General features: G+C 67.0%; 28 protein-coding genes and 2 pseudogenes. 12 read left to right on the forward strand and 18 right to left on the reverse strand.

The genetic code is table 11. The annotated features are described in order from the left end of the window. Positions 1-2: 2 nt before the first annotated feature. Together boxC and ACQY5K_RS14285 are read right to left on the reverse strand one after the other, a co-directional pair. Positions 3-1802, reverse strand: coding sequence for a 2,3-epoxybenzoyl-CoA dihydrolase (gene boxC, locus ACQY5K_RS14280; protein WP_428116484.1), 1800 nt, complete (start codon positions 1800-1802; stop codon positions 3-5). Positions 1803-1820: 18 nt separating this feature from the next. Beyond that, positions 1821-2363 (reverse strand): FxsA family protein, encoded by a 543-nt coding sequence (locus tag ACQY5K_RS14285; RefSeq protein WP_428116487.1) that lies wholly within the window; start codon positions 2361-2363, stop codon positions 1821-1823. 139 nt (positions 2364-2502) lie between these two features. On the opposite strand from ACQY5K_RS14285, the gene ACQY5K_RS14290 reads away from it, so the two are divergent. Both ACQY5K_RS14290 and ACQY5K_RS14295 read left to right on the forward strand, forming a co-directional pair. Further along, the gene (locus ACQY5K_RS14290) at positions 2503-2787 is read left to right on the forward strand and encodes a CopG family transcriptional regulator (protein ID WP_419921206.1); all 285 of its coding nucleotides are present in this window, start codon (positions 2503-2505) and stop codon (positions 2785-2787) included. Then, positions 2784-3185, forward strand: a complete 402-nt coding sequence (locus ACQY5K_RS14295; protein WP_428116490.1) for a type II toxin-antitoxin system VapC family toxin — start codon at positions 2784-2786, stop codon at positions 3183-3185. Before ACQY5K_RS14290 ends, ACQY5K_RS14295 begins: the two co-directional genes overlap by 4 nt. Before the next feature lie 70 nt (positions 3186-3255). Here ACQY5K_RS14295 and ACQY5K_RS14300 read toward each other — a convergent pair whose 3' ends face one another. The 6 genes and pseudogenes from ACQY5K_RS14300 to ACQY5K_RS14325 all read right to left on the reverse strand — a co-directional run bounded on the left by ACQY5K_RS14300 (position 3256) and on the right by ACQY5K_RS14325 (position 6511). Next, a complete protein-coding gene (locus ACQY5K_RS14300) occupies positions 3256-3744 on the reverse strand; it encodes a GNAT family N-acetyltransferase (RefSeq protein WP_419921204.1) in 489 nt (162 codons plus the stop codon). Beyond that, positions 3741-4016, reverse strand: a complete 276-nt coding sequence (locus ACQY5K_RS14305) for a DUF1778 domain-containing protein (protein WP_419921203.1) — start codon at positions 4014-4016, stop codon at positions 3741-3743. Before ACQY5K_RS14305 ends, ACQY5K_RS14300 begins: the two co-directional genes overlap by 4 nt. A 366-nt stretch (positions 4017-4382) precedes the next feature. Beyond that, positions 4383-4688 carry a putative quinol monooxygenase gene (locus ACQY5K_RS14310; protein ID WP_428116494.1) on the reverse strand — a complete coding sequence of 102 codons (306 nt, stop codon included), beginning with the start codon at positions 4686-4688 and terminating at the stop codon, positions 4383-4385. A gap of 127 nt (positions 4689-4815) precedes the next feature. After that, positions 4816-5949 carry an amidase gene (locus ACQY5K_RS14315; protein WP_428116497.1) on the reverse strand — a complete coding sequence of 378 codons (1134 nt, stop codon included), beginning with the start codon at positions 5947-5949 and terminating at the stop codon, positions 4816-4818. Positions 5950-5996: 47 nt separating this feature from the next. After that, positions 5997-6230, reverse strand: a pseudogene (locus ACQY5K_RS14320) (amidase family protein); the annotation flags it as partial. Positions 6231-6310: 80 nt separating this feature from the next. Then, the gene (locus ACQY5K_RS14325; RefSeq protein ID WP_428116499.1) at positions 6311-6511 is read right to left on the reverse strand and encodes a hypothetical protein; all 201 of its coding nucleotides are present in this window, start codon (positions 6509-6511) and stop codon (positions 6311-6313) included. 349 nt (positions 6512-6860) lie between these two features. On the opposite strand from ACQY5K_RS14325, the gene ACQY5K_RS14330 reads away from it, so the two are divergent. The 6 genes from ACQY5K_RS14330 to ACQY5K_RS14355 all read left to right on the forward strand — a co-directional run bounded on the left by ACQY5K_RS14330 (position 6861) and on the right by ACQY5K_RS14355 (position 12167). After that, the gene (locus ACQY5K_RS14330; RefSeq protein WP_428116502.1) at positions 6861-7274 is read left to right on the forward strand and encodes a hypothetical protein; all 414 of its coding nucleotides are present in this window, start codon (positions 6861-6863) and stop codon (positions 7272-7274) included. Between the two features lie 12 nt (positions 7275-7286). Then, positions 7287-8471, forward strand: coding sequence for a CaiB/BaiF CoA transferase family protein (locus ACQY5K_RS14335; RefSeq protein WP_428116504.1), 1185 nt, complete (start codon positions 7287-7289; stop codon positions 8469-8471). 50 nt (positions 8472-8521) lie between these two features. Continuing rightward, positions 8522-9724, forward strand: coding sequence for an acyl-CoA dehydrogenase family protein (locus tag ACQY5K_RS14340; protein WP_428116506.1), 1203 nt, complete (start codon positions 8522-8524; stop codon positions 9722-9724). A 163-nt stretch (positions 9725-9887) separates the two neighbouring features. Beyond that, the gene (locus ACQY5K_RS14345; RefSeq protein WP_428116508.1) at positions 9888-10943 is read left to right on the forward strand and encodes a hypothetical protein; all 1056 of its coding nucleotides are present in this window, start codon (positions 9888-9890) and stop codon (positions 10941-10943) included. A 192-nt stretch (positions 10944-11135) separates the two neighbouring features. Next, positions 11136-11921, forward strand: a complete 786-nt coding sequence (locus tag ACQY5K_RS14350) for an enoyl-CoA hydratase/isomerase family protein (protein ID WP_428116510.1) — start codon at positions 11136-11138, stop codon at positions 11919-11921. Between the two features lie 60 nt (positions 11922-11981). Further along, positions 11982-12167 carry a cupredoxin domain-containing protein gene (locus tag ACQY5K_RS14355; RefSeq protein ID WP_428116512.1) on the forward strand — a complete coding sequence of 62 codons (186 nt, stop codon included), beginning with the start codon at positions 11982-11984 and terminating at the stop codon, positions 12165-12167. Positions 12168-12179: 12 nt separating this feature from the next. On the opposite strand, the gene ACQY5K_RS14360 is transcribed toward ACQY5K_RS14355, so the two are convergent. Further along, the gene (locus ACQY5K_RS14360; RefSeq protein WP_428116513.1) at positions 12180-13058 is read right to left on the reverse strand and encodes an LLM class F420-dependent oxidoreductase; all 879 of its coding nucleotides are present in this window, start codon (positions 13056-13058) and stop codon (positions 12180-12182) included. A 179-nt stretch (positions 13059-13237) separates the two neighbouring features. On the opposite strand from ACQY5K_RS14360, the gene ACQY5K_RS14365 reads away from it, so the two are divergent. Next, on the forward strand, positions 13238-14578 hold the full coding sequence (locus ACQY5K_RS14365) for an MFS transporter (protein ID WP_428116516.1): 1341 nt from the start codon (positions 13238-13240) through the stop codon (positions 14576-14578). Between the two features lie 65 nt (positions 14579-14643). Here ACQY5K_RS14365 and ACQY5K_RS14370 read toward each other — a convergent pair whose 3' ends face one another. The 5 genes and pseudogenes from ACQY5K_RS14370 to ACQY5K_RS14390 all read right to left on the reverse strand — a co-directional run bounded on the left by ACQY5K_RS14370 (position 14644) and on the right by ACQY5K_RS14390 (position 17913). Beyond that, positions 14644-15123: a hypothetical protein gene (locus tag ACQY5K_RS14370; protein WP_428116518.1), complete on the reverse strand. Its 480-nt coding sequence runs from the start codon at positions 15121-15123 to the stop codon at positions 14644-14646. Positions 15124-15244: 121 nt separating this feature from the next. Beyond that, positions 15245-15742: an SDR family NAD(P)-dependent oxidoreductase gene (locus ACQY5K_RS14375; protein ID WP_428116521.1), complete on the reverse strand. Its 498-nt coding sequence runs from the start codon at positions 15740-15742 to the stop codon at positions 15245-15247. 1 nt (position 15743) lies between these two features. Next, positions 15744-16412, reverse strand: a pseudogene (locus ACQY5K_RS14380) (TauD/TfdA family dioxygenase); the annotation flags it as partial. Positions 16413-16529: 117 nt separating this feature from the next. Beyond that, positions 16530-17138 carry an enolase C-terminal domain-like protein gene (locus ACQY5K_RS14385; RefSeq protein ID WP_428116524.1) on the reverse strand — a complete coding sequence of 203 codons (609 nt, stop codon included), beginning with the start codon at positions 17136-17138 and terminating at the stop codon, positions 16530-16532. 43 nt (positions 17139-17181) lie between these two features. Next, positions 17182-17913, reverse strand: coding sequence for an SDR family NAD(P)-dependent oxidoreductase (locus tag ACQY5K_RS14390; protein WP_428116527.1), 732 nt, complete (start codon positions 17911-17913; stop codon positions 17182-17184). Positions 17914-17954: 41 nt separating this feature from the next. Here ACQY5K_RS14390 and ACQY5K_RS14395 point away from each other — a divergent pair, with 41 nt between their 5' ends. From ACQY5K_RS14395 to ACQY5K_RS14405, 3 genes are all read left to right on the forward strand, one after another. Further along, positions 17955-18167 (forward strand): DarT ssDNA thymidine ADP-ribosyltransferase family protein, encoded by a 213-nt coding sequence (locus ACQY5K_RS14395; RefSeq protein ID WP_428116529.1) that lies wholly within the window; start codon positions 17955-17957, stop codon positions 18165-18167. Further along, positions 18167-18664 (forward strand): macro domain-containing protein, encoded by a 498-nt coding sequence (locus tag ACQY5K_RS14400; protein WP_428116531.1) that lies wholly within the window; start codon positions 18167-18169, stop codon positions 18662-18664. The genes ACQY5K_RS14395 and ACQY5K_RS14400 overlap by 1 nt, the downstream gene beginning before the upstream one ends. 64 nt (positions 18665-18728) lie before the next feature. Then, the gene (locus ACQY5K_RS14405) at positions 18729-18932 is read left to right on the forward strand and encodes a hypothetical protein (protein WP_428116534.1); all 204 of its coding nucleotides are present in this window, start codon (positions 18729-18731) and stop codon (positions 18930-18932) included. On the opposite strand, the gene ACQY5K_RS14410 is transcribed toward ACQY5K_RS14405, so the two are convergent. From ACQY5K_RS14410 to ACQY5K_RS14425, 4 genes are all read right to left on the reverse strand, one after another. Next, positions 18886-19149, reverse strand: a complete 264-nt coding sequence (locus ACQY5K_RS14410) for a type II toxin-antitoxin system Phd/YefM family antitoxin (protein WP_428116537.1) — start codon at positions 19147-19149, stop codon at positions 18886-18888. The genes ACQY5K_RS14405 and ACQY5K_RS14410 overlap by 47 nt on opposite strands. A 91-nt stretch (positions 19150-19240) precedes the next feature. After that, complete coding sequence (locus ACQY5K_RS14415; protein WP_428116540.1) at positions 19241-21754, reverse strand: ABC transporter permease; 2514 nt, start codon at positions 21752-21754, stop codon at positions 19241-19243. Positions 21755-21760: 6 nt separating this feature from the next. Beyond that, on the reverse strand, positions 21761-22540 hold the full coding sequence (locus ACQY5K_RS14420) for an ABC transporter ATP-binding protein (RefSeq protein WP_428116542.1): 780 nt from the start codon (positions 22538-22540) through the stop codon (positions 21761-21763). Positions 22541-22579: 39 nt separating this feature from the next. Then, on the reverse strand, positions 22580-23728 hold the full coding sequence (locus tag ACQY5K_RS14425; RefSeq protein ID WP_428116544.1) for an NAD(P)/FAD-dependent oxidoreductase: 1149 nt from the start codon (positions 23726-23728) through the stop codon (positions 22580-22582). Positions 23729-23771: the final 43 nt, after the last annotated feature.

Here is a 23771-nt window from a genome sequence, read left to right on the forward strand (position 1 = left end):
GGTCACACTCGCTTGGGGTCGAAGTCGGGCCGGGAGCCGGTGCCGAAGCGTTGGAGTGCGCCTTGCGGCCCGACGGCGTTCGGTCGCTGGAAGATCCAGTTCTGCCAGGCGGAGAGCCGCGAGAAGATCTTGGTGGTCATGGTCTCGGGGCCGACGAACCGGAAGTTCGCCTCCATGCCGGTCAGGGCATCCGGGCTGAAGCTGTCGCGTTCTTCGAGCATCACCCGGATCTCGTCGGGCCAGTCGATGTCGTCGGGTGCGAACGTCACCAGCCCGGCATCGAGGGCGTCGCGGGCCGCAAGATCCTTGCCTGCCAGCGCCGCTGCGGTGTCGTAGGCGTCGTCGCGACCCCAGAAGCGGGTCCGCAGCCGGGTGAGGTCGTTGGCCATCGGGTACCAGCCGAGGTTGGCCTCGGTGAGGCGGATGGTTGCCGGCGCCGGCGGATCGTCGAGTTCTTCCCAGGTGCCTTCAAGCATGAACGAGCGGTCGGCCACGAGGGCAAGCTCTGCGAGGGTGCCGACGAAGCAGCTGCCCGGCTCGATCAACGTGACGAGCGATCGCGCCGAGACGTCGAGTCGCGACAGCGTTCGTGCCCACAAGAGCCGGGTTTCGCGGACCAGCCAATGGTGTGCATCGATTGCGAACATCGACTCGGCCTGCGCGATCGCATCGGGGTCGCCGTCGGTGCGGAACACCCAGGTGCCGATCTCTGGCTCGTTGAATCGCAGATGCAGAATGGCGTCGTCCAGTTCGCGTACGGCACGGAGGATCCATGCGCCTGTGCCAGCGCCTGCGCCTGCCGCCGCGAACTCGCTCCCGTTCCGCGGCTGCTCGCCCTGCGGGGCGCGCACCACGAACGACGCGGTGCCGTTGTTGCGGTCGATGGCGATCTGGACCGCGGTGTAGGCAATGGCGTCGTCGCTCACGGTGCGTTCGAGCGGCGCGAGTTCGATGCCGGCCTGATCGTCGGGTCGGTCACTTTGGGCTGCTCGTGTCGCTGCGCGGGCGCCGACGAGGTCATCCCATCCGCTCGCCGGGGCGATGTGGTCGACCAGTTGCCACTCGAGTGCGGCCTTGGCCCGCAATCCCTCGGAGCGGGTGGCGAACGTGTCGGCCAGGTCGCGGCGCACGTGGCGCTTCTCGACGAGCCGAGTCAGCCCGCCGGTGCCCGGGAGCACCCCCAGGAGAGGAATCTCGGGCAACGAAACCGCCGATGCCCTGTCGTCGATGAGGAGAATCTCGTCGCAGGCCAGCGCCAGCTCGTATCCGCCGCCGGCCGCCGTCCCGTTGACAGCGGCGATCCATGCCTGGCCGGAGTTTTCGGTCGCGTCCTCGATGCCGTTGCGGGTCTCGTTGGTGAACTTGCAGAAGTTCACCTTGTGACCGTGGCTGGCGCCGGCCAGCATCCCGATGTTGGCACCGGCGCAGAAAACCTTGTCGAGGCCGCCGGTGACGACCACGGTCTTGACGCCCGGGTGCTCGAACCGCAGTCGCTGGACTGCATCTGCGAGCTCGATGTCGACGCCCAGGTCATAGGAGTTGGTCTTCAGCTCGTAGTCGTCGCGCAGGCCGCCGTGGGGGTCGACGGCCATGGTGAGCGTGGCGATCGGGCCGTCGACACTGAGCGACCAGTGGCGGTACCGGCTCGGGTGCGTCTGGAATTCGACGGTCGGCTCGCCCACAGCTCCTCCATGTCTGACGGTTCGCAGAGCTTCGCACGCTGCATCTGGGGTCGGCGCGCCCGTGGTGGCAATGGGCACATTCCCGAGGCGAACCGTGCGGGTGAACGGCGTCGGCGCCATAGCTGTGATGCCGTGCTGTCAAACGGCGTCCGTGTGCGGCCCGTCGTCGTCGCCCGGAAAGCTCTCGGCGTCGAGCGTCCGGCCGAAGCGACCAGGAGCGCCCGGTCCGCGCCGACCGCCGGTTCCGCGCCGATCGCCGGTTCCGCGCCGATCGCCCGGACTGCCCGGACTGCCCGAGCCGGGAGACCAGCCGGCGACGGTGATGCGCTTGGAGTAGCGGCGCACCAGTACCGACCGCACGGCCATCCGGGTGGGCGGGAACAGCAGCAGCAGCCCGACCGCATCGGTGATGAATCCCGGTGTCAGCATCAATGCCCCGGCAAGCACGATGAGCAGCCCGTCGACCAGTTCATTGCCCGGTATCTCGCCCTGCTCCAAACGGGTTCGGATCTGGTTCAGCACGCCGAGCCCCGAGCGCCGCACCATCCACGCCCCGACCACCGACACCACCAGCAGCAGCACGATCGTCTGACCGGCGCCGAGGCCGCCTGCCACCTGCACGATCACGTACAGCTCAAGCAGCGGCACCGACACAAGCAACAGGATCAGCACCGCGAGCACGGCTCCCAGCGTACGAGAGCCTCAGAGCCTCAGAGCCTCACAGCCTCGCTGAGTCGCTGAGTCGCTGAACTCGTTCATCAACGGATCGATCCAAAACCGTCTGCAGTTCAGCGCACGCCGTCGACAACACTGCGAGGAGGTGGCGGCCAGCGAAATCGTCGGCAGCGGATACCACGTCGGAATGGTGTATACAGTGCTCATGAGGCGTATACAGCTCTATATCGACGACGAGGTCGATGAGGCTTTGTCGGCGGAAGCGGCGCGCCTCGGTACGTCGCGTTCGGCCTTGGTTCGTGACGCGGTGCGCGATTCATTGGGCACCCGGCTTCAGGCTTCGCCCGATGCGGTCGATGAGCTCGTCGGTTCTGTCGATGTCGACCCCGACGACGACATCGATGCCGTGGTGTACGGATTGCCTCAGTGAGGTTCGCCGACACCTCGTTTTGGGTCGGTCTTCAAGTGCCGCGCGACCGTCGACATGCCGACGCCGCCCGACTGTGGCGACAGGACCAGAGCCCGGTGCGGACATCCAACTTGGTGCTCGGCGAGACGTGGACGTGGCTGAGGCGGCGGGCCGGTCATGCCGCAGCGGTTCGATTCGTGGACATGATCACGCGCTCGAGTCGAGTGTCGGTAGTCGTGGTGGACAACGCGGTCGACGAGCGGGCGTGGGTGTGGTTGCACGGTCGCGATGAGCGCCCGTATTCCTACGTGGACGCCACGAGCTTCGAGATCATGCGCCGCGAGCGCATCACCGAAGCGTTGGCCTTCGACGGCGATTTCACGGCGGTTGGCTTTGTCGAGGTCAGATCCTTCCCCTAGCCCCGCAACCCCCACTGTCACCTAGTGGACCTGTTCCAAACGCTCGGCCCTAAGGGGTGGGCCCGAACGATCAGTCGCGGATGTCTTTGAGCAACAGCATCAGCGTCAGGTCGTCGATGGGCGAGGGCTCGAACCCGAAGTGGCCGTAGAAGCTGGCGGCTTGATCATCTTTGGCATGCACGAGCACGACTCGAAGGCCCGTGATCTCAGCCACTTCGAGCGCCTTGAGCAGGAAGTGGCCGAGCATCGCAGCGGCGAGCCCAGCGCCCTGGTGTTCGCGGTCGACTGCGAGGCGGCCCAGCAGCATCGCGGGAATCGGATCCGGCTGGTTGCGCGCCGCCCGCTTGGTGGCATCGGTGCGAGCAACGACGGCGGCGCTCGACGCGTAGAACGCGACGACGCGGGTGCCGTCGGTGACGACCCACGTTCGACTTGCACCTTCGCGCTGGTTGCGTGGAGCGCGCCGACGTAACCAGTCGTTCAGTGCGTCGTCACCGCAGTCGAAGTTGTTTGCGTCGTGTGAGGGCGCCAGCAGTTGTGGACCCTGGTATCCGCTCACTCGGAGGCGTCGAGCACGGAGGGTTCGGCAAGCAGCGCGGAGATTCGGGGTTTGGGATTCGTAGGTCGGTCCAGAACTGCTTGCAATTCTGCCCACGCGTCGGGCGATACTGCGAACACGTGGCGGTCGGCGAGATCGTTGGCAGCCGACTCCAAGGCGCAGTTGACGACATACTCGTTGAGCGACACCCCGGTGGCGTCGAGCGCTCGGCGCACGATCGTGTTCTGCGCGGGCGTCACCCGCAGTGTCCAACGTTCTGACTTGGTGCTCACGGCAGAGACTGTACGTCAATTTGACGTACATCAAGAATGAGTTTCGGAAGCTCGGATATGCGTCGATCCGAGCGGGCGCGCAACCTCGGCTAGTAGAAGAACGTCGGCGCAACTGGCGATGCCGGGAGGGACTGAGTCGTGGCCGAATTGAATGTCGAACAGCGGATCCGCAATGCGAGGAATGGCTGGCTGCGGCGCCGACACCGGCGGGAAGCACGAACCGAGAGCTCATGGTGCCGAGCCAACTCCGGGGCCGCGCCGAGTCGTTGTCTCAGCTCGATCCTGAGTGCATCGAGGTGGTGCTGACCGGCCGGCTGTTGGCTGAGCACGTGCCACCTGCTCACACGTGGCGCAGACGCGTCGCGCTCAGAGGTCGAGGCCGATGGCGGCGATCGGTGTGGTCATCTGCATTTGGGGAGGTGACGCCATGAGCGTCATGAACGCAGCCATCGCCTGTTGCATGGCTTCGGACTGGCCGTGGTGCTGCATCGACTCGGCATCGGTCATGAGGGCAAAGAACCAGAACGTGTTTCCCTCGCCGCGGTGGTACGAGTAGATCTCCACGCCGGGTTCTTCGGAGGCGGCTTCGACCATCGAGGCCAGCACGGCCGCCATCTCGTCGCCCTTGCCGTCCTGGCATTCGAAGCTGCCGATCACCGTTGCCTTGCCCATGAGTGCGTCTGCCTGGCTCGCCGAGCGTGCAGCGGGAGCACGATCACGCGGGCATCTCTACCACGAACGGCGCGGATGAACTCTGCGCAGCGCGTGACGCAACAGGTTCGGCTCTGACTCGTTGGGATCAGCGATCGGTTGGGGCCTCAGTCGCCGGCCCTGCCCACAGTGGCGGGGCTGGCATCGGGCCCCGCGCCGCCTCGTACGCCGCCGCTAGTGCGAGCGACAGCGTCTCGTCGCCGCCCCGGCAGACGAACTGCATCGACGTCGGCAATCCGCCGGGCGACACACCGGTCGGCACAGTCGTGCCGCACAGCGCGAGAAAGTTCGCTGCCCGGGTGAACAGTGCCGGGGTGGTCGTCTCGTCGGCTTCGTCAACTGGCAATGGCAGCATCGGCGTGGTCGGCGTCACCATCGCATCGAAGCCCTCGAACGCTGCCGCAAATTCGGCAAGGTCGATGCGTCGCTGGAGCGTGGCCGCGATGTAGTCGGAGGCCGAGATGTTGGCGCCCGCCAGGACTCTCGCTCGCACCCGCTCGTCCACCTTCGAGTTCGGGTCCTCCATGAGCGCGCCGTAGTAGTGGTACGACTCCGCCGTCACGATCAAGAACCTGGTGTTCTTCAACTCCTCGAACGATGTCGGCAGGTCGAAGGGAACCACGTCGGCGCCGAGCCCGGACAGCACCTCGAGCGCAGCGTCGTAGGCGGCGAGCTGGGCGGCATCCACGCCCATGCGTTCGGTGTCGGTCAGGCAGCCGATGCGGCGGCCCCCCATTCCGGCTTGCAGTGCCCCGTAGCGACCGGTGCCCGCCAGCCAGTCCCGCTCAACGGCAGCGGGCGGCGTGCCCAACATGGCGTCGAACATGAGCGCCGCGTCGAGCACCGACCGGGTCAGCGGCCCGGGCGTATCCAGCGTGTGCGACAGCGGAACGATCCCGTCGATCGGCAGCAGGCCCTCGGTGGTCTTGAGCCCGACGATCCCGCACATCGCGGCTGGCAGTCGTACCGACCCGCCCGTGTCGGTGCCCACCGCGCATGGCACCATGCCCGACGACACCGCCGTGCCCGAACCCGACGACGAGCCGCCCGGCGTGCGGGCCACTTCGGGGTCCCACGGATTCCACGGTGTGCCCATGTGCTGGTTGGTGCCCCAACCGCCCATCGCAAACTCGACGGTCTTGGTCTTGCCCAGCAGGATCCCACCGGCATCCAGCAAGCGCTGCGCGATCGTGGCGGTGGCCGGCGAGATCGGTCGGCCCACTCCGCGCAGCCAGCGGTCGTGACCCGGCCCTCGACGTCCACGATGTCCTTCAGCGCGAACGGCACACCCCACAACGGCCCCAGCGGCTCACCCGCCGCCAGCGCCAGCACCGCATCGGCAGCCTCCGCCGCCCCCCGGGCCTCGTCCGCGTGCACTGCCTGCCAGGCACCGACCCGCCCGTCCAGCGCCTCAATGGCAGCCAGGCATTCCTCGGTGGCCTCGACCGGACTGCGGGACCCGTCCCGGTAACCCGCCGCCAGCTCAGCAATCGTCGCCGTCACAAGTCCCCCTGGCTTCCCGCTTCATCGCAGCGCGCAGTCTCGCGCCTCGCGCCGTCGCTGTGCGCGGAACAGAGCCGCGTTCAGTCGGCTTCGGGGTCTTGCTCCTTGGCGTTGCAGTCGCCGCTGTGGGCGTACATGCGCTCGACCACCAGCGTCGCCACGCTTGAGTTCACGCCCAGCCAGATGGGTGTGCCGATCACGAAGATGTCGGCCTCCATGATCTTGGCGTGGATCTGCGGCCAGTCGTCGGCGATGCCGTTGAGCGTGTGGTCCTTCTCCATGCCGAAGGCGATGGTGTGCTCGAGGGCATGGATGATCCCGCCGTCGACGCCCTGTGCGCATCACCCCGGCAGCACGGTTTATCAGTCGCCGGGTATGGGCCTGTGCCGGGTCGTACTTGATCGAGCAGTTGATGAACAGCGCCCGCAGGCCGCTGAAGTCGGGAAGTTCGTCCATAGTGCTCGTCCTCGCTCAATGTCGCTGGGCGACGGTCATCGCACGCCGCCCTGCGAGCGCCAATGTAGATCTGGTCGGACCTGGCGCAGTCACGCCCGCCGCGGACCAGAATCGACGTTCGAGCCGACTGCTAGCTTCGCAGCGGGTGGTGCATCCACCTGGGGGGGGCCGGCGATGGCCAGCACTGCGGCCGATGAGGCCCGAATTTCTGCGAACGGCGCCGCGTGGCTGTGGGCACTCACGCTCGCCGTGGGCATGGCGATCCTGTTCGCGTTCACTCAATGGGGCGTCCTCGACGACGTTCCGGCGTCCGACGTCACCGCCTTCGCCGTCGGCACACACAACGCCATCGGAATCGTCGCGATCGGTGGCTGGAACGCAATCGGCGTAGTGGCAATCGGCGGTGCCAACTCGATCGGCGTGGTCACCATCGGCGGACTGAACAGCATCGGCCTCATCTCGGTCGGCGGAATCAACTCCTCGGGCCTGATTACTCTCGGCGGAATCAACTCCATGGCCGCAATCCGGGGAGTCCGGGTACTGCGGTGGTCCCCGACGATGATCCGCCGTGGCAACTTGACCTGTTAGCTGCGGGCGGAGATGTCGAACGGACCAGGACCGCTGGCGGGCATCCGCGTCGTCGAGATCGCCACGTTCATCGCCGCGCCAGGCGGCACGCACCTGTTGGCGTCCCAGGGTGCGCAGGTCATCAAGGTTGAGGACACCGTCGTCGGCGATCCGCTGCGGATGTTCGGGTCGAGCCGCAACGGCATGTCGGGCTGGTTTGCCAACCTCAACGCCGGCAAGCGTTCGCTGTGCATGGACATCGCCTCGTCGGCGGGGCGCGAGATCATGGCTGACTTGCTTGCCGCCGCCGACGTCTTCGTGCAGGCGTACCGACCGGGGGTGGCCGCGCGGCTGGGCATCGGCGAGGCCGACGTGCGCAAGCGAAACCCGGACGTGATCTACGTGTCGATCAGCGGTTTCGGCCGCGACGGGCCCTATTCGAAACGTCCCGCCTATGACGCGGTCATCCAAGCCTGGTCGGGCATCGCCAGCGTTCAGGGCGGCGACGACGAGCCGCAGTTCGTGCGCAGCTTCATCCCCGACAAGGTCACGTCGCTGACGTGGACCCAGGCAGTGTGCGCCGCGCTCTATGCACGAGAACGAACCGGCCGCGGCGAGCATGTGGAGCTGTCGCTGCTGGACTCCGCAGTCAGCTTCATGTGGCCCGACGCGATGATGGAGCACGTCGTGCTGGCCGACGACGCCGACCATCGTCCCAACCTGCTGGCCGACTACCGGCTGTTGGGCTGCAGGGACGGCTACGTGGCTGTCATGCCGCTCACCGACGGCCACTGGAAGGGCGTGGCCGATGCGTTCGACCGGCCCGACCTGCTGAGCGACCCCCGCTTCGCCGAGGCCGGGCCGAGGGCGGCGCACTTCGGCGAGATGATCGACACGCTCGGCGAAGTGGTGGCCGATGTGGCCCGTGACGACGTTGTCGAGCGGCTCATCGCTGCAGACGTGCCGGTAGCGCCGGCGCTGCGTCCCGACGAGGTCGCCAACGACGCCGGGGTGCAGCACTCGGGAGTGATCCGGGAGGTCGACCACCCGATCGTCGGCCGGATCCGTCAGAACCGCCCCGCCGCGCTCATCGCAGGCGGCGTGCCCGAGCTGCGCCCCGCCGTCGAGCGGGGCACGGACACGGACGCGATCCTGACCGAGCTGGGCAGGTCGACCGACGCCATCGCCGAGTTGCGCGCCGCAGGAATCGTGAAGTAAGAGCAGCGAACCCGCAGACGTGAAGACCGAAGTGCAGTAGGAATAGTGAGATGAGCGCGACCGATGTGTCCGGTTCGGCTGGCTCGAACGGCTCGAACGGTTCAGGCCCGGACCTGCGCATCGACGAGCTCACCGGCGCCGTTCTGACCGAACATGCCGCGTGGAATGAGGAGCATCGCCGGCTGGCCGAGGGTGCCATGACGGCACTGCGTGACGCCGGCGCGTTGCGCCTGCTGGTGCCCGAGCGCGCCGGAGGCGACGAGCGGGAATTCGCCGACATGGTCGCCAACGTGCGCGAGGCCGCCCTATACGACGGTGCTGCGGCGTGGGTGCTGATGGTGTTGGTCGGGCACAGCTGGATGCTCGGGTCGATGACCGAGGAACTCCAGGACGAGGTGTACGGGGTCGATCCCGATGCGATCGTGCCGGGTTCGCTGGCGCCGGTCGGCTCAGCCACCGAATGCGACGGCGGGTGGCTCGTCGATGGCCGCTGGCCGTTCACCAGCGGTGCGGTGTGGGGCAAGTGGTTCCTGCTGGGCTCCCAGGTACTAGCCGAAGGCAAGCGGCCCCGCCTGCTCCATGTGGTGATCCCGCGTGAGGACATCGAAGTCGACGACAACTGGTATGCCATCGGACTGCGTGGGACGGGCTCATGCGACGTGGTTGCAGACGGGGCGTTCGTGCCGACGCACCGCACGGTCGACTCTGGCGATCTGCTCGGTGGCCGTTCGCCGTGGTCGAGCCGCCACCGCACCACCGTGTACCGCACGCCGGTCCTACCCGGGCTGGCGGTGCATGTGGCCGCGGCGGCACTCGGGCTTGCCCGCGCCGGGCTCGACGATGCCGCCGACCGTCTCGGCACCCAGGACGACCGCTACATGGGGTCGCCGAAATCCAAACGGCCAGGCCTGCACATGCGTTTGGCTGAGTCAAACACCGAGGTGCGCTCGGCCGAACTGCTGATCGACGACACGCTGGGGTTGTTGCGCCAAGCTGCCGACGGGGCCGATTCCAAGCAGCTGCGGGCGCAGGCGAAGTATCAAGGCAGCTACGCCATCGAGCTGTGCCGACGGGCACTCGACCGTGTCACCACAGCGGCCGGCGGACGAGCCGTGTTCGACGGCAGCCGCCTGCAGCAAACATTCCGAGACGTGACAATGGCCAGCCAGCACCAAGTCGCCGATCTCGACACGGTGGGCGAGGCCTACGGCCGCACCCGTCTCGGCATGGACCCTGGCGCCCATCCGTTGTAGCCCGGCGGTTGTCACAGCGGCTGCGTTGGCGCCGATTCATCGCCAACAACGCGAAATATCTGACCCTGTGCGGACATGAACGTATGAGACACTGGCCGCAGGCCGGTTCGTGTCTGAGGTTTGTCGTGGACGCTGCCTGCGATCCGGCAAGGAGTTGATTTGCGTGAAGGCTCGCTGGGCCACGACCGCCGCGGTCGTCGCGGCGGCATCGCTGACTGTCGCTGCGTGCGGGAGCAGCATCGAAGCCGAGGCTGTCGACGAAGTGGTGACCGAATCGTCGGCCGACGACACCGCCGCCGCGCCGACAACTGCGGCGGCCCCCGCCACGACCGCCGTCGTGGCTGCCGAATTGCCCACGGATCCGCTGGAGCTGCTCACGTATGCGTTCGAGTCGAGCGCGGGGCGCTCGGTGCGCGGCGAGATGCTGTCTGACTTCGGAGGATTCGCAGCGATAACGCTGTCGTTTGAGGTCGACCCCGACGCCAATATGGCGATGACGATGAGCGTCGACGACCCGGCAGCGGGCGGTCTCGCGTTCGAGATCCTGATGGTCGAGGGCGCCACCTACGTCCGGTTTGCCGTTCCCGAAGAGTTGCAGGGTCTGGCCCTTGGGGCACCGCCCGACGGCTGGTTCACGCTCGATGCCGAAGCAGCAGCGAGCATGGGCATCTTGTGCCCCTCGCCGCTGCCCGGTGAGGCTCCTCGCGCCGGCGGCTGCCCTGCGCCGAACGACAACACCCATCTGATCGAATTCGTGGCCGATGCCGAGACCTTCGGCTCGGAGCAAGTCGACGGCGAGCCGATGACACACATCCGCTACACCCTCGACGTTGCGGCCTTAGCTGCATCACAGGGGGCTGCATCACAGGGGGCTGGGCCCGACGGCGGTGACGGGGCGGCCCTGTTCCCCGCGGAGATGTTCGGCGACGGCTTGGCTACCGACATCTGGATCGACGGCGACGGCCTCACGCGGCGAGTCAGCCTGGATCTGGGGTCGATGTTCGGCGACCTCGCGGAAGATCTCGGCGCCGATGCCGAGGAGCTCCCCGGATTCGCCATCATGATCGACTTCTTCGACTACGACGCCGACATCACGATCACCGCACCCCCCGCCGATGAGATCGTGGGTGATTTCAGCGACATGATGGGCTCCGGCCCCGGCGAGGGTCCCGGCTTTGACCAGGGTTCCGGCACCGCGCCCGACTACGACGATTCATAGATCGGCGGCCGCAGTAGCCCCGATCCCGAACCCCAGGATGCCCGGACGATGCAGGCGCCATCTGGGGATGTCTCTGCGACAGCCGCCCCGAACAGCCGCCTCGATCCCGAGACCCGGGTCGCCCGGGCCGAGCACCGGTGCGGCATGTCAAACTGCGCGCCCCAACGGCGGCCTTGACCCGGGAGTGCAGCGATGACAGTGAAACTCGAGACAGTGCGGATCGACGGCGATGGGCCGGTGCGGCATCTGGTGCTGAACCGGCCTGAGGTTCACAACGCCGTCAACGGCCAGCTGGTGGCCGATGTGCATGCAGCGTGTCTGGCGCTTGACGCCGACACCTCGGTGCGGGTCGTGATCGTGCGGGGCGAAGGCAAGAGCCTCTCCTCAGGCGCCGATCTGAAGCAGCGGGCTGGCACCAGCCTCGACGCGATGCTGGGCTCGAAGCACGGCGCCCGCATGTACGACACGCTGATGCACCTCAACCCGATCACGATCGCGCTGTGCCACGGCTACATGATCGGCGGGGGAGGGGTGCTGCCCGCAGCCTGCGACTTCCGCATCGGCAGCCCGTCGATCAGCCTGACGCTCAACGAGGTCAGCATCGGGTTCAACCTCACCTGGCACTCAGTGCCGGCGCTCGTGAACCTGGTGGGGCCGCACCGCGCCAAGGAAATGCTGATCTTGGGACGCACCTACGGCATGGCCGAGTTGGAGAAGTTCGGCTTCTTCACCGAGACGGTGTCAAGCGACGACGAGCTGGTGCCCGCTGCCGAGCAGCTGGCCGCCGCCGTCGTGAACCAGCCGCCAGTGCCGGTCACAGCCTCCAAGGCGTCCATCAATGCACAGGCCATGCCGCTGGGCCGCGCTATCAACCATCTCGATCACATCGCCGTGGGCTACATGGGCAAGAGCGACAGCTCGCGCACCGCCCGGCACACCTATTTCGCCCAGTCCGAGCGCAATTGGTCCGACGACTGACATGCCCAGTCGACAAACCGGCTGGCCGCTGGCGAGGACGTCGAGATCTTCCCCGCCGACTTGAGTTTCAAACTCCGAGACGTGCTGGTGATCGTCAACCGCGACTCAGCCGCCCACGACATCGGCCCCTACGAGGTTGTCCCCGGCGAGCGCTTCGAGCGCACCTTCGGCGACGTGGCCGTCATCTCCGGCTATTGCTCTCTGCACCCCAGCGGCAGTATCCGCATCTCCATCAACGATGGCTGAACACAGCCGCGGCTAGGTCTCGTTGCAGGCCGGCAGGGCCTCTTCGGCGAACTGAGCGATGGCAGCTTCGGGTTGGCCCATGCGCAATGCCGCGGTGTTGACGAGCAGGCGTTGCACGCCATGGTCGCGGTACACCTCGAGGCCGTCGACGCCCTCGCGGTGGAAGTTCCAGTAGGCGGTCAGTGCCAGCTCGGCGGGGTCACGGCCCTGGCGGTCGCATTCGGCGCGCATCTCGTCCATGAGTCGCTTGAAGTCGTCGAGGTCCTTGTGGATGACGTACCAGCCGTCCCCGCGGGCCACCAGGCGGCGGATCGCCGGGGGAGTTGTGCCGCCGATGAGCAGCGGCATGCGCGGCCGCTGCGCCGGTGTGGGCAGCATCGAGAAGCCGGACCAGTCCACGAACTCGCCATGGAAGTCGACGTCATCGCCGCTCCAGGCGGCGGTCATCGCGTCGATGTACTCGTCGGCTCGGGCGCCTCGACGCCCGAACGACACGCCGATCGCGTCGAATTCCTCTTCCAGCCAGCCCACGCCGATGCCGAGTTCCAGCCGTCCGCCCGAGAGATGGTCAAGCGATGACGCCTGCTTGGCGAAGTACAGCGCGTTGGCTTGCGTGACGATGTTGACGCCGGTGCCGAGGCGCAGATGCTGTGTGGCACCGGCGACGTAGGTGAGCGCGATGAACGGGTCGGTGAATCCGGAACCTGTCGGGAGGCCCAGCTTGCCGCTGGGGTGGTACGGGTATCGGCTCTCATAGTCGTGGGGCACGATGACGTGCTCGAACGTCCACACCGACTCGTAGCCAAGCTCTTCGAGCTGCTGCGCGAACGATCGCAGGAATCCCGGGTCGAGGTAGGCGGCCGAGTTGATGGGAGTGATGCCGACGTGCATGTCGCGGACCTTACGCGCGTTCCTCGGATTGCTGCGGTGTCGTCGCCGGTGCGTGAGCGGGCCATCGCGCCGACTGCGGGGGCCAAGCGCTGCGGGCTTGTGGGACCGCCGCTTGTGTCGGCAGCACCTGCAGGCGGGCTCACCGTGTGACGTGCCAGCGCGTACGCCATGCTGTTGTGATGTCGGGGGGCACAGTGTTTGCGGTCGAGCGCGGCTCCGCGTACTCGCATTCGGACCGCGAGCGCATCCAAAAGCGCACCGTTGTCGTGCTGATTGCCAGCCAGGCCGCCGGCGGCTTCGGCCTCGTGGCCACCTACATCGTCAGCGCTCTGCTCGCAAAGGACATCACCGGCAGCTCGACGCTTGCCACGATTGCCGCCAGCTGCCTGTCGATCGGTGCGGCGGCAGTCGCCGTGCCGATGTCGCGACTGATGAACCGCCAGGGGCGGCGCGTCGGGCTGCGTTTCGGGTACCTCGTGGGGGCCGCTGGTTCGACGCTTGCGGTGTTCGGCGCAATCCTGCTGAGTTATCCACTGCTGTGCCTGGGCGTCTTCGGCGCGGGAGCGGGCAGCGCTGCCAACTTGGCGACTCGTTACGCAGCGTCCGACCTCGCACCCGAGCACCGGCGCGCCAGCACGATCAGCATGATCGTGTGGGCCACGACGTTCGGCTCGACCGCTGGCTCGGTGGTGTCGGGCGCCGCCAGCGACATCGGACGCACGTTGGGACTGCCCGACAAGACCGGCTCGTACGTGTTCGCCGCTGTGATGTTCCTGGTTGCCGCCGCGATCGTGGAGCTGTTCTTGCGGCCCGACCCGCTGGAGGTAGCGAACGATCTCAGCGAATCACGCAATGGCTCCCGCAGCCGATCGAACGCGGACGTGTCGACGCCAACGGCGCGCGGCGCGCTGGCATTGATCTGGCACAAGCCACAGGCTCGCTTGGCCGTGCTGGCGATGATCGTCAGCCAGGTGACGATGGTGGGCGTCATGGCGCTGACGCCGTTGCACATGGATGCGGGCGGCCAGTCTCAGAACGCCATCGGGTTCATGATGGGCTTCCACATTCTGGGCATGTACCTGTTCTCGCCGATCATTGGGCAACTCACCGACCGCATCGGCAACTACCCGATGCTGTACATCGCGGGTGGGTTGTGTACGTGGGGAGCGTGGTGGGCGGCAGTCACCCCGCCGGCGGGCGCGGTAGGTGTGTTCATGGGGAACTTCCTCATCGGCTTGGGCTGGTGCTTCGGGGTGATCGCGGCGTCGAGCCTGCTGGTGACGCTGTACCCCATCCACCAACGAGTCGCAGTGCAAGGCGTCGGCGACTTCGCCATGATCGGCTCGGGCGCATTGGCCGGGCTGACCTCGGGTGCGCTGTACGCGACATTCGAGTACCGGGGTGTGAACTACGCCAATGCGCTGTTCGGCGTGGCGCTGGTTGTGGCCACCTTCTTGACGTTCACCGGGGTGCGCCGGGCGACGCGGCGGCCGCAACCCGCCGCAGCGATGGGCGGCTGACCGACGGCGCTCGTCGGCGAATCATCCACTACAAAGCACCGGAACCGCCACCGCCTCCCCCCGCATCAGGAATCCGCTTCGGGATCCGCCGACGATTGCAGCGAGGCCAGCAGCGAACCTTGCCGACCCAGCGGTGCTACGCCGAGGGTGCGGAAGATTCGCCAGTACAGGCTGATGTCCGAGGAAATGACCGGGACGCCGATCTGTTCTTCGATGTCGGCCCCAAGGCTGACGAAGCGCCGCGGCACACCGTCGGTGCCGCTGGCGTGCACCCAATTCGTGCCGACCTGGCCGACGACGTCGGCGCCGCCGTTGGACAGGCAGTGCACGGTCTCTTCGAGCAGGTGGAAGAGTCCGGCACGGTCGCTGAGCCGGTGCGCGTAGTCGGGAGCGTGCAGCAGGCGCCCGTGTACGCCGACGGTCTCCGGGCACATGCGCAGGAAGTCGCTGGGCGCGGCGTCGAAGTCCATTGGCGGCGCGGTGAATCCCACCTGGTGAGGGAACAGCTTCTTGTCCGGATCGGACCATTTCTCGGGCTTGGTCATTGGGCTGCGTTTCCGTTGATGGTTGCCGGCGATTGGTGCCGGTGCGGTTGTCATTGTTCGTGGAGCCGTGGAGCCGTGGAGCCGTGGAGCCGTGGAGCCGTGGAGCCGTGGAGCCGTCCAGCTAGGCGCTCCATCCGCCGTCGACGTGGATGGTCTGGCCCGTGATGTAGCTGGCGCCGGCGCACAGAAACAGGCACGCGTCGGCGTACTCCGCGGCGGTGCCGGGGCGGCCCAGCGGCAGCGATTTGGAGTCTTCGAAAACGGTCTCCCAGCGAATCGGGAAGTTGGTGGATTCCGGGTGTACGTAGCTGGGGGAGATGGCGTTCACCCGCACCTCGGGGGCGAGGCCGCGTGCCAGCTCCTTGGTGAGCGTGATGATTCCGCTTTTCGCGACGCTGTAGGGCGAGCTGGAGCCGCCGCCTCGCCACACTGACATCGATGCCGTGTTCACGATGGCGCCGCGGGATGCCGTCAGGGACGGCGCCGCCGCCCTTGCAGTGCGAAACGCCGACAGCAGGTTGATCGACAATGCCTCGGCCCACAGCTCCTCTGTTTGAGATTCGAGGTCGCTGGCAGGAATGGGTTTGAGCGTGACGGGGTGCCCGGCGATGTTGAGCATGTAGCGGCAGGTACTGGTCGTGGGACCACGGGTCGAGCCGCTGCGACTCGGCGATGGCGAAGCCGCCGACGTAGGTGCTCAGGCCGCCCACGTCGGTATTGGCCAGGCAGTGGAAGATGTCAATACCCGGCGGCGAGTAGTAGAAGGCATCGTCGATGTGGGGTGCCTGGGCCATGACGATCTTGGCACCCAGCTTCGCCACCGGCTCGGCTCGCACGTCGTAGATGCGGCCATAGACCGTCGTCTCGTCGATGGGGCCGACGAGGTTGGCGAGCTGCTCGGTCTGCTCAGGCTCGGTGCCGAGGTTGTCAATGCGCACGATGCCGTAGTCGCGCAGCAGCCGGTAGGCGTCGAGCTGGCCGGCGGCGCCGTCGCTGGCTTCGGCCAGGGTCGGCACGATGTCCGCGGGGAAGCTGGCCACGGTCGTGAAGCAGATGCCGTCTGCTGGGTTCCCGCATTCGACGCACCAGCAGCAATGCCGCAGCCATTGACTGGTGAACGTCCGGCACTGGGCGTCGGTGAACGTGACATGCACTTGGCGCCCGTCGATAGTTGCGTCCGCCACCGCGGCTGCGTCGGCGATGCCAAGCCGGTTGCCCAGGTGCGGGTTGTAGGTGGTGATGTCGCCAACGGCCCCGTGCTCTGTCGATGCCTCGGATCCAGCTGGCATTGACGGCTCACCTGCGGTCGCCGTTGCAGCTTCCGGCTGGGCGGTAGCGCAAGATGTTGTTGCCAGTCGCGTCACTGCGTCTGCCGTCGACACTCCAGTCGACGGTTCGTTCACTGCTCAGTCGCTCCGGCCACCGGCAGCGTCCAGCGTGTGCGCTGCAACCAACTCGTCATTCAATTCGACACCGAGACCGGCGCCGGTGGGAAGGGCTGCACACCCGTCGACGATCTCGGGCTCGGGCGGGTGAACCAGCTCGGTGCGCAGGCGGGACGGGCCGAGCCGCGACGAACGGAACTCCACCATCGGGATGGTCAGCGCGGCGGCTTGGAGGTGGAAATTGGCAACATCGGTGATGCCGGTGGCGAAGCTGTGCGGGGTCAGCTGCGCTCCGTGCAGCTCGCACAGCTCGGCGATGCGCATGAGCTCGGTGAACCCGCCGGCGCGGCTGACGCCGGGCTGCACTAGCGACACGCCGCCGGTGGTCAGCCACTCGCGCGCCTCCCATCGGCCCGCCGCGAACTCGGCGCCGCCGACCCGCACGGGCGACACCGCGGTGAGGCCTTGGTCGGCGGCAATGGCGGCCTGGCGGGTGATCTCGTCGAGCACAGCGGACATTGGCCCGTCGTAGATGTCGCCCGGGTAGCAGGTGGCATACGGCCGGATGCGCTCGGTGCGGGTCCCGCCGAGCAGCTTGTACACCGGCAGTCCGAGTCCCTGACCCGGCATCGCACTTGGCGCAACGTGGTCACACGTCTCTGCCGTTCGGACCTCATCCGATGGGGCTCTGTGCAGTGAGGCCGCCGTCCACAGTAAACACGCTGCCTGAGATGAAGCCGGCCGCTGGCCCCGCCAGCCAGGCGACGACCTCGGCGACGTCGTCCGGGGTGCCGAGCCGACCGACAGGATGGCGGCCGATGGCCTCGGAACGGGCGGCTGCGGGATCGGCCTGCAGGTCGAACACGGCGTCGGCCAGTGCTGTGGCGATCCAGCCAGGGCTGACCGCGACGCAGCGGACGCCCTGATGTCCGTGGTCGACGGCAATGGCACGGGTGAGGGCTTCGACGGCACCCTTCGAGGCGTTGTAGACGGCCATTCCGGCGTCGGCATGAGTTGCCGCCACCGAGGCGATGTTGATGATCACGCCGCCGCCGGGCTGGCCGGCCATCTGACGCACGCCGGCCCGGCACATATTGAACACGCCCCGCACGTTGACGTCCATGACGTGATCGAACTCCTCGTCGGTGGTGTCCGCAACGGTCTTGTCGACCTGCACGCCGGCGTTGTTGACCACCGCGTCCAGCGACCCGAACTGCTCGACGGCTGCGGCCACTAGCGCGTCAGCCTGGGCAGGGTGCGCGACATCGGTGCGCAGCCACTCGGCGTTGTCGAGATCGGGCGTGCTCCGGCTCCCCGTCAGCACCGACCAACCGTCAGCCAGGAATCGCCGCGCGATCGCCTCGCCGATCCCCGAGCTCGCCCCCGTCACCACGACACTGCTCACGGTTGCTCCTTCATGCCGATCGGTCGCCCCGGTATGCAGGCTTGAAGCATGACCGATGTGCACCGCGCCCCCGGCACACCCGCAAATGCTCTACAGCCTCTACGTCGGAAATGCTCGTCTACCGCCTGGTGCCTTGGACTGCGTTCCTTGGCGTCGCCACTAGATCGCAGGCGCGCAGCCTGGAAGCGTCACAAGCGCTGGCTACGGTTGGCGTCGAGACATTTGTCGGCGTCCGCCAGGAGTGGCATTTCTGATGCCCCAATTCATCGACGCGACAGGAAATCTGCTCGACGCCGACGTAGACGCGCTTGTCAATACCATGAACACGGTGGGTGTAATGGGCAAGGGCATTGCGCTTGAGTTCAAGCATGCGTACCCGCAGAACTTCCGGGCCTACAAGCGTGCGTGTGACGCCCATCAAGTCAAACCCGGAATGATGTTCGTGTTCGACAACTGCACGGGCGAGACAACGGAACGCCACTGGCGAAACCCGTCGAGGATCGGGGACATCGTCGGGGGCCTCGAGGATCTCCGAGAGTGGATAGAACGACTGCGGTTGAGGTCGCTGGCGATGCCGCCATTGGGCTGCGGAAACGGTGGGCTGAGCTGGAGCGATGTCCGGCCGTTGATCGAGGAACGCCTCGCGACGTTGGGCAGTGATGTCAATATCCATCTTTTTGTTCCGGCGGAGCGCGCAAGATTGTCCGAGACGCCGATGGCGACAACGCGTGCGGCTACCGGCGACGGTTGAGCGGGTCGACTCGTCAGCTGTGGATCCTGATCAACCTCAACAGGCTGAATCGGACGGCAGCCGAATGAAGATCGTCGCCATCGATCACGTCCAGCTGGCGATGCCGCCCGGCGGCGAGGACGCAGCGCAGGCGTTCTACGAAGGCCTGCTTGGTTTGCCGCGGGTGCCCAAGCCTCCGCACCTTGAAGCCCGCGGCGGCTGCTGGTTCGAGAGCGACACCGTCAAGACCCACCTCGGCGTCGAGCAACCGGGCGACCATGCGTGGTGATGCAGATCGACTCGCCGCCGGCCACGCGATCCAGAAACCCACGTGTCTGGTTGCGCAGTTTCCGCCAAGTCACTTCCTCCATGGACGAATTGTCGTACATGCGCGACGCATTGAGCAACACCTCAAGCCTTTCTATTGGGGAGCCTTTAGACGGCATTCGAGTGAGTTCGGCTGGATCCGCTCGAATCTCACTCACACCGGCGACCGTAGGTACCATTTACCGTCAACGCGGCATCGTTTTCTAAAGGCGTGAATGTCGCGAGCTTGAGTACCGGGTCGCTCCAGCCTTCGGGTCTGTCAGCGCAGCGTCACTGCGAAGCGATGGCGTCGAGTACTTCCAATCGTCCGGCCCGGCGTGCGGGCAGGACGCCCGAGACCAGACCGGCAACCAGGCCTGCGACGCTGATGGCGACCAGCGCCGCCCATGGGATGGCGAAGTCGGAGTAGGCGAGGCCGAGGGCATCGAATGCGGCCCATCCGAAGAACAGGCCCAGAATCAGGCCGGCGAACGTCCCGATGAGGGCGATTATGGCTGCTTCGTAACGCACGGTGCGCCGTAGCTGGCGGCTGGTCATCCCCACGGCTCTCAGCAGTCCGAGCTCGCGGGTGCGCTCGTAGATCGACAGCGACATGGTGTTGACAATGCCGATGAGGGCCACCACCACCGACATGCCCAACAGCGCGTAGAGCAGGGTCAGCAAACTGGTGATCTGGCCCGCCTGGTCGTCGATGAAGTCGTCCCGGCTTCTGATGCGGGCCGTCGGATCGCTGGCCAGGGCTGTGTCGATGTCAGCCAGGAGCGCCTCGCTGGCACCGTCGGCTCGCACCAGGATCCGCGCATCGAGGCTGCGGCTCACGTTGGCGTCGAGCGCAGAGTTGTCGACGAGCCAGTCGTTCGTGAGTTGGTAGCCTTGGTCATAGATCCCGGCCACGGTGAACGTGGCTGCGCCTTGCTGGAAGCGCACGGTGACGGTGTCGCCGACCGCTAGGCCCGCGCTGTCGGCGGCGGGCTCGCGTATCGCCACTTCGGTTGCGCCCAGGCCGGAGACTCTGCCGTCGATGACACCGAGGTCGGCCACCGCGGCGATCTGCGCGGTGTCGGCGCCGGTGACCGTTTCGAAGCCGTCGCCGATCTGGGCGAAGGCCGTGCGGGTTCCCACGGCAGCCTCCACACCGTCGAGGGCCGCAATGGCATCGGCGATCGCTGGGTCCATTCCGCCGCCTGCACCCGCCACGGCGTCGCTGATGGTCACCACACTGTCGGCCAGCATCTCGTCTTCGAGGTCGCCGGCGACCAGCTCGCTCAGCGTGGCCGCGAACACGGTGGCAGTGACCACCAGGGCCACGCCGATCATCAGCGTCAACGACGTGGTTGCGCTGCGCTTCGGGTTGCGAGAGGCGTTCTCGCGAGCCAGTTCCCCGGTTATCGAGCCCCTGCGCACTGCGGGCGCTGCGAGCAGCCGACTGAGAGGCCGAACGATCGTCGGCCCGAGCAGGACCACGGCGATTACCACCAGCGGCAGGCTCGCGGCCAGGAGGCGTTCCTCACCCGCAACCGAGGACCAGATCGTGGCCGCGATGCCGGCGCCCAGCACGGCCAGGCCTGCGTACGTCCGGCCCCGGACGGGCCGGCCCGTCTCCGCGGCACTTTCGCGCAGCGCCTCGATGGGGTCCACCTTGGCGCCGCGGCGGGCCGGGAAGTACGCGGCCGCCACGGTGATCAGCGTGCCGAGCAACACTCCGTTGATCAGCGCTCCCGGGGGGATCGAAAGGCCTAGGTCGAGGTCGCCGAGGAAGGATCCGAGCAGCGCAAGGAGCCCCCAGCCGATTCCGATGCCGGCGGCCGCGCCCGCGGCGGAAGCGACCACCCCGATGGCGGCGGACTCTGCCATCACGCTGACGGTGACTTGCCGGCCCGAGGCGCCGATAGCTCGCAGCAGGGCCATGTCGCGGGTGCGCTGGGCCACGGTGATGCTGAAGGTGTTGTAGATCACGAAAGCGCCGACGAACAGCGCGACGCCGGCGAAGACCTGCAACGCGATCTCGATGATGTTGGTGAACGATCCAACGAGCTCTTGGAACTCTGCGGTGAGGGTGTCGCCGGTGACTGCCTCCAGGCCGGCGCCGAGGCGCTCGTTCAGCCGCTGCACGAGCTGATCGGGCGAGATGCCGGCGGCAGTTCCGACGAAGACCTGGTCCACAGAGTCGTCGCCGAACACGGTGGCCGCTCCTTCGTAGCTGAATGTGAGGACTTGGCCGCCGAAGGTGCCCCCGTCGTCGATGGTTCCCACGACGGTGAACCGCTGCTGCGGCGGCAGCGGCAGCACCCGCACGGAGTCGCCCAGCGCGAAGCCGCCCTCGTCGAACGTGTCCACGTCGATCGCCACCTCGTCGACGGCGGTGGGGGCGCGCCCCTCCACCACCGTCAGCGGGCTGGCAGCGGGATCGTCGATCCAGGCGACCGCCTGTGCGTTGGCGTCGGCTCCCCCGACGGTCCTACCATCGGCCGCGACCACCTGCGCGTAGCCCGCCAGGAAGGGATAGGCCCATTCCACACCCTCGACGACGGCAACCTGGTCGGCGACCGACGGCGGGATGCGCTCACGTATGTCGATGAAGGGCGTCTCGATGATGTTGGCCGAGCGCACAGCGGCGTCGACGTCCTCGAAGGCCTCCGCGATCGTGCTGTTGAGGGAGTCCTCAAAGGAAGTGGTCATCACAGAAGTGGCGGTGAAGAAGCCGATTCCCAGCACGATGGCCAATGCCGTGGCGGCATAGCGGAAGGGATTGTTGGCGATCCCCCGCAGTGCGATGGTGAGCATCTGCGATCAGTTCCCCAGCGTCTTCATGTGATCGAGGACCGCGTCGCTGGTGGGGTCCGCCATCTCGTTGACGATCTTGCCGTCGACCAGGAAGACCACGCGGTGCGCGTAGGCCGCCGCGGAGGGGTCGTGGGTAACCATCACGATGGTCTGGGCGAGATCGTCGACCGCTCGGCGCATGAACGCGAGGATCTCGTCGCTGGTAGTGCTGTCGAGGTTGCCGGTGGGCTCGTCGGCGAACACCATCTTCGGTTTCGACACCAGCGCCCGAGACACGGCTACACGTTGCTGCTGGCCGCCGGAGAGCTCGTTGGGCCTGTGGCTGAGGCGGTTGCCGAGGCCGACGGTGGCCACGACCTCGTCGAGCCACGCCTCGTCGGGATCGTTGCCTGCGAGACGCTGGGGCAACACGATGTTCTCGCGGGCACTGAGCGTGGGCACCAGGTTGAACGCCTGGAACACGAAGCCGAGCTTGTCGCGCCGCAACATGGTGCGCTCGCGGTCGGACATTGCAGTCACGTCGTCGCCGTCGATGAAGACCTTGCCGGAGGTGACCGTGTCCAGTCCGGCCATGCAGTGCATCAGGGTGGACTTGCCGGACCCCGACGGCCCCATGATGGCCGTGAACTCTCCGGCACCGAAGGCCACGTCCACACCGTCGAGGGCCCGTACCTCGGCCGCGCCACTCCCGTAGTACCGGGCCGCACCCTCCGTGTAGGCGACAGGAGGGCCACTTCGGCCGGCCGTGTCGGGCCGGTCAACGCTTGCAGTCTCAGGTTCTGGCACAGCGTGACGCTAGCGGTGCTGCTGACCTAGGCGTTCGCGTCAACCAGTGTTCGACGGCGTGAATGTCGCGAGCTTGAGTACCGGGTCGTTCCAGCCTTCGTCGCTGAACAGTGTCCCAGCCAGTCGCCCGATCTCATCGGCTGACTTCGCCGCCGAACCGCACCCGCCGATCGCTACTGCGACGCGATCGTCGATCCAGTCGATCCACGGGAGACCGTGCGGGGTGTCCGTGACCACGCAGGGCTTCACGTCTCGGGAACGGATCGTGCGGTCGGGCAGGAGCGCTCTCAGCCGGTCTTCGAGTCCGTCGGCCTCGGTGGGGCTGCCGCCGCTGCGGAACCAGTCCACGATGTCGGCGGGGTTGGTGGCGCGCCCGACGGAGCGGTCGTAGCCGCCGATCTTCAACATGGTTCGCCCGTCCGGGAATTGAACCGGGGGCACCCAGTAGACGTCGCGGTTGGAATCGGTCTCGGCCCGAGAGATGAGGCTCGGAAGCGGCGGGCCGTCGGCGAGCTCGGCGAGCAGGATCGTTCGGAGTGTGCGTTCGAGCGGAAGGTCGACCGCGACGAGTTCAGCTGCCCACGCCCCTGTGCACAAGAGGACCTTGTCGGCGAGCATCGTGTCGTTCCCGACGGTCAGCTGCACGCCACTGCGTGTCGGTGCTGCCGCCGAGACAGGCGCGTCCACGATCACGCCGCCCGCTGCATTCGCCAGCTGATTCTGGGCGACGATCATGCGTCGCGGGTTGATGTGGCCGGCCGGTGAGGACTCGAGAATGATCGTCTCCGCACCCGACATGTCGATCCCGAAGCGCTCAGCGACCTCCGTCGCCGTGACCTCACGCGCGTCGACGTCGAGTTCCAGCGCGAGAGCGAGATCCGCTCGCGGCTCAGCCGAGGCGTAGACGAGTCCGGCACCGGTGTGAAACGGCACACCCGAGCGTTCCTCGATGTCCGCGTACCTGGCGATCGACCGGATCGCAAGCTGGGACCAGGTGGGATCAGGATCAATCATCCGCGTGATGCGGCCCTCGTCGTAGTGGCTCGCGAACGGACCCTCCGAGGTTGCGTAGTCCGCCGGCTCACCCGGTCCGATCAGCGCTACAGAACGCCCGGCCTCTGCCAGATGCCTCGCAGCAGCGCTGCCGATCAGACCTCTTCCGACAACCGCTACCTCGACGTTCGACATGGGTGCAACGTAGATGCTCTCTTGCCGGACGTCCGGTACACGT

This window comes from Candidatus Poriferisodalis sp. (genome assembly GCF_965262965.1).
Taxonomy (GTDB): Bacteria; Actinomycetota; Acidimicrobiia; order Acidimicrobiales; family Poriferisodalaceae; genus Poriferisodalis.

Bases quoted from the DNA above. Each gene is read 5' to 3' on its own strand.
- boxC (WP_428116484.1), bottom strand. From the start codon at position 1,802: ATGGCGCCGACGCCGTTCACCCGCACGGTTCGCCTCGGGAATGTGCCC.
- ACQY5K_RS14310 (WP_428116494.1), bottom strand. From the start codon at position 4,688: ATGGGCAAGGCAACGGTGATCGGCAGCTTCGAATGCCAGGACGGCAAG.
- ACQY5K_RS14325 (WP_428116499.1), bottom strand. From the start codon at position 6,511: ATGGAGAAGGACCACACGCTCAACGGCATCGCCGACGACTGGCCGCAG.
- ACQY5K_RS14330 (WP_428116502.1), top strand. From the start codon at position 6,861: ATGGCCAGCACTGCGGCCGATGAGGCCCGAATTTCTGCGAACGGCGCC.
- ACQY5K_RS14335 (WP_428116504.1), top strand. From the start codon at position 7,287: ATGTCGAACGGACCAGGACCGCTGGCGGGCATCCGCGTCGTCGAGATC.
- ACQY5K_RS14340 (WP_428116506.1), top strand. From the start codon at position 8,522: ATGAGCGCGACCGATGTGTCCGGTTCGGCTGGCTCGAACGGCTCGAAC.
- ACQY5K_RS14350 (WP_428116510.1), top strand. From the start codon at position 11,136: ATGACAGTGAAACTCGAGACAGTGCGGATCGACGGCGATGGGCCGGTG.
- ACQY5K_RS14360 (WP_428116513.1), bottom strand. From the start codon at position 13,058: ATGCACGTCGGCATCACTCCCATCAACTCGGCCGCCTACCTCGACCCG.
- ACQY5K_RS14365 (WP_428116516.1), top strand. From the start codon at position 13,238: ATGTCGGGGGGCACAGTGTTTGCGGTCGAGCGCGGCTCCGCGTACTCG.
- ACQY5K_RS14370 (WP_428116518.1), bottom strand. From the start codon at position 15,123: ATGACCAAGCCCGAGAAATGGTCCGATCCGGACAAGAAGCTGTTCCCT.
- ACQY5K_RS14375 (WP_428116521.1), bottom strand. From the start codon at position 15,742: ATGCTCAACATCGCCGGGCACCCCGTCACGCTCAAACCCATTCCTGCC.
- ACQY5K_RS14385 (WP_428116524.1), bottom strand. From the start codon at position 17,138: ATGCCGGGTCAGGGACTCGGACTGCCGGTGTACAAGCTGCTCGGCGGG.
- ACQY5K_RS14400 (WP_428116531.1), top strand. From the start codon at position 18,167: ATGCCCCAATTCATCGACGCGACAGGAAATCTGCTCGACGCCGACGTA.
- ACQY5K_RS14405 (WP_428116534.1), top strand. From the start codon at position 18,729: ATGAAGATCGTCGCCATCGATCACGTCCAGCTGGCGATGCCGCCCGGC.
- ACQY5K_RS14410 (WP_428116537.1), bottom strand. From the start codon at position 19,149: ATGGTACCTACGGTCGCCGGTGTGAGTGAGATTCGAGCGGATCCAGCC.
- ACQY5K_RS14415 (WP_428116540.1), bottom strand. From the start codon at position 21,754: ATGCTCACCATCGCACTGCGGGGGATCGCCAACAATCCCTTCCGCTAT.
- ACQY5K_RS14425 (WP_428116544.1), bottom strand. From the start codon at position 23,728: ATGTCGAACGTCGAGGTAGCGGTTGTCGGAAGAGGTCTGATCGGCAGC.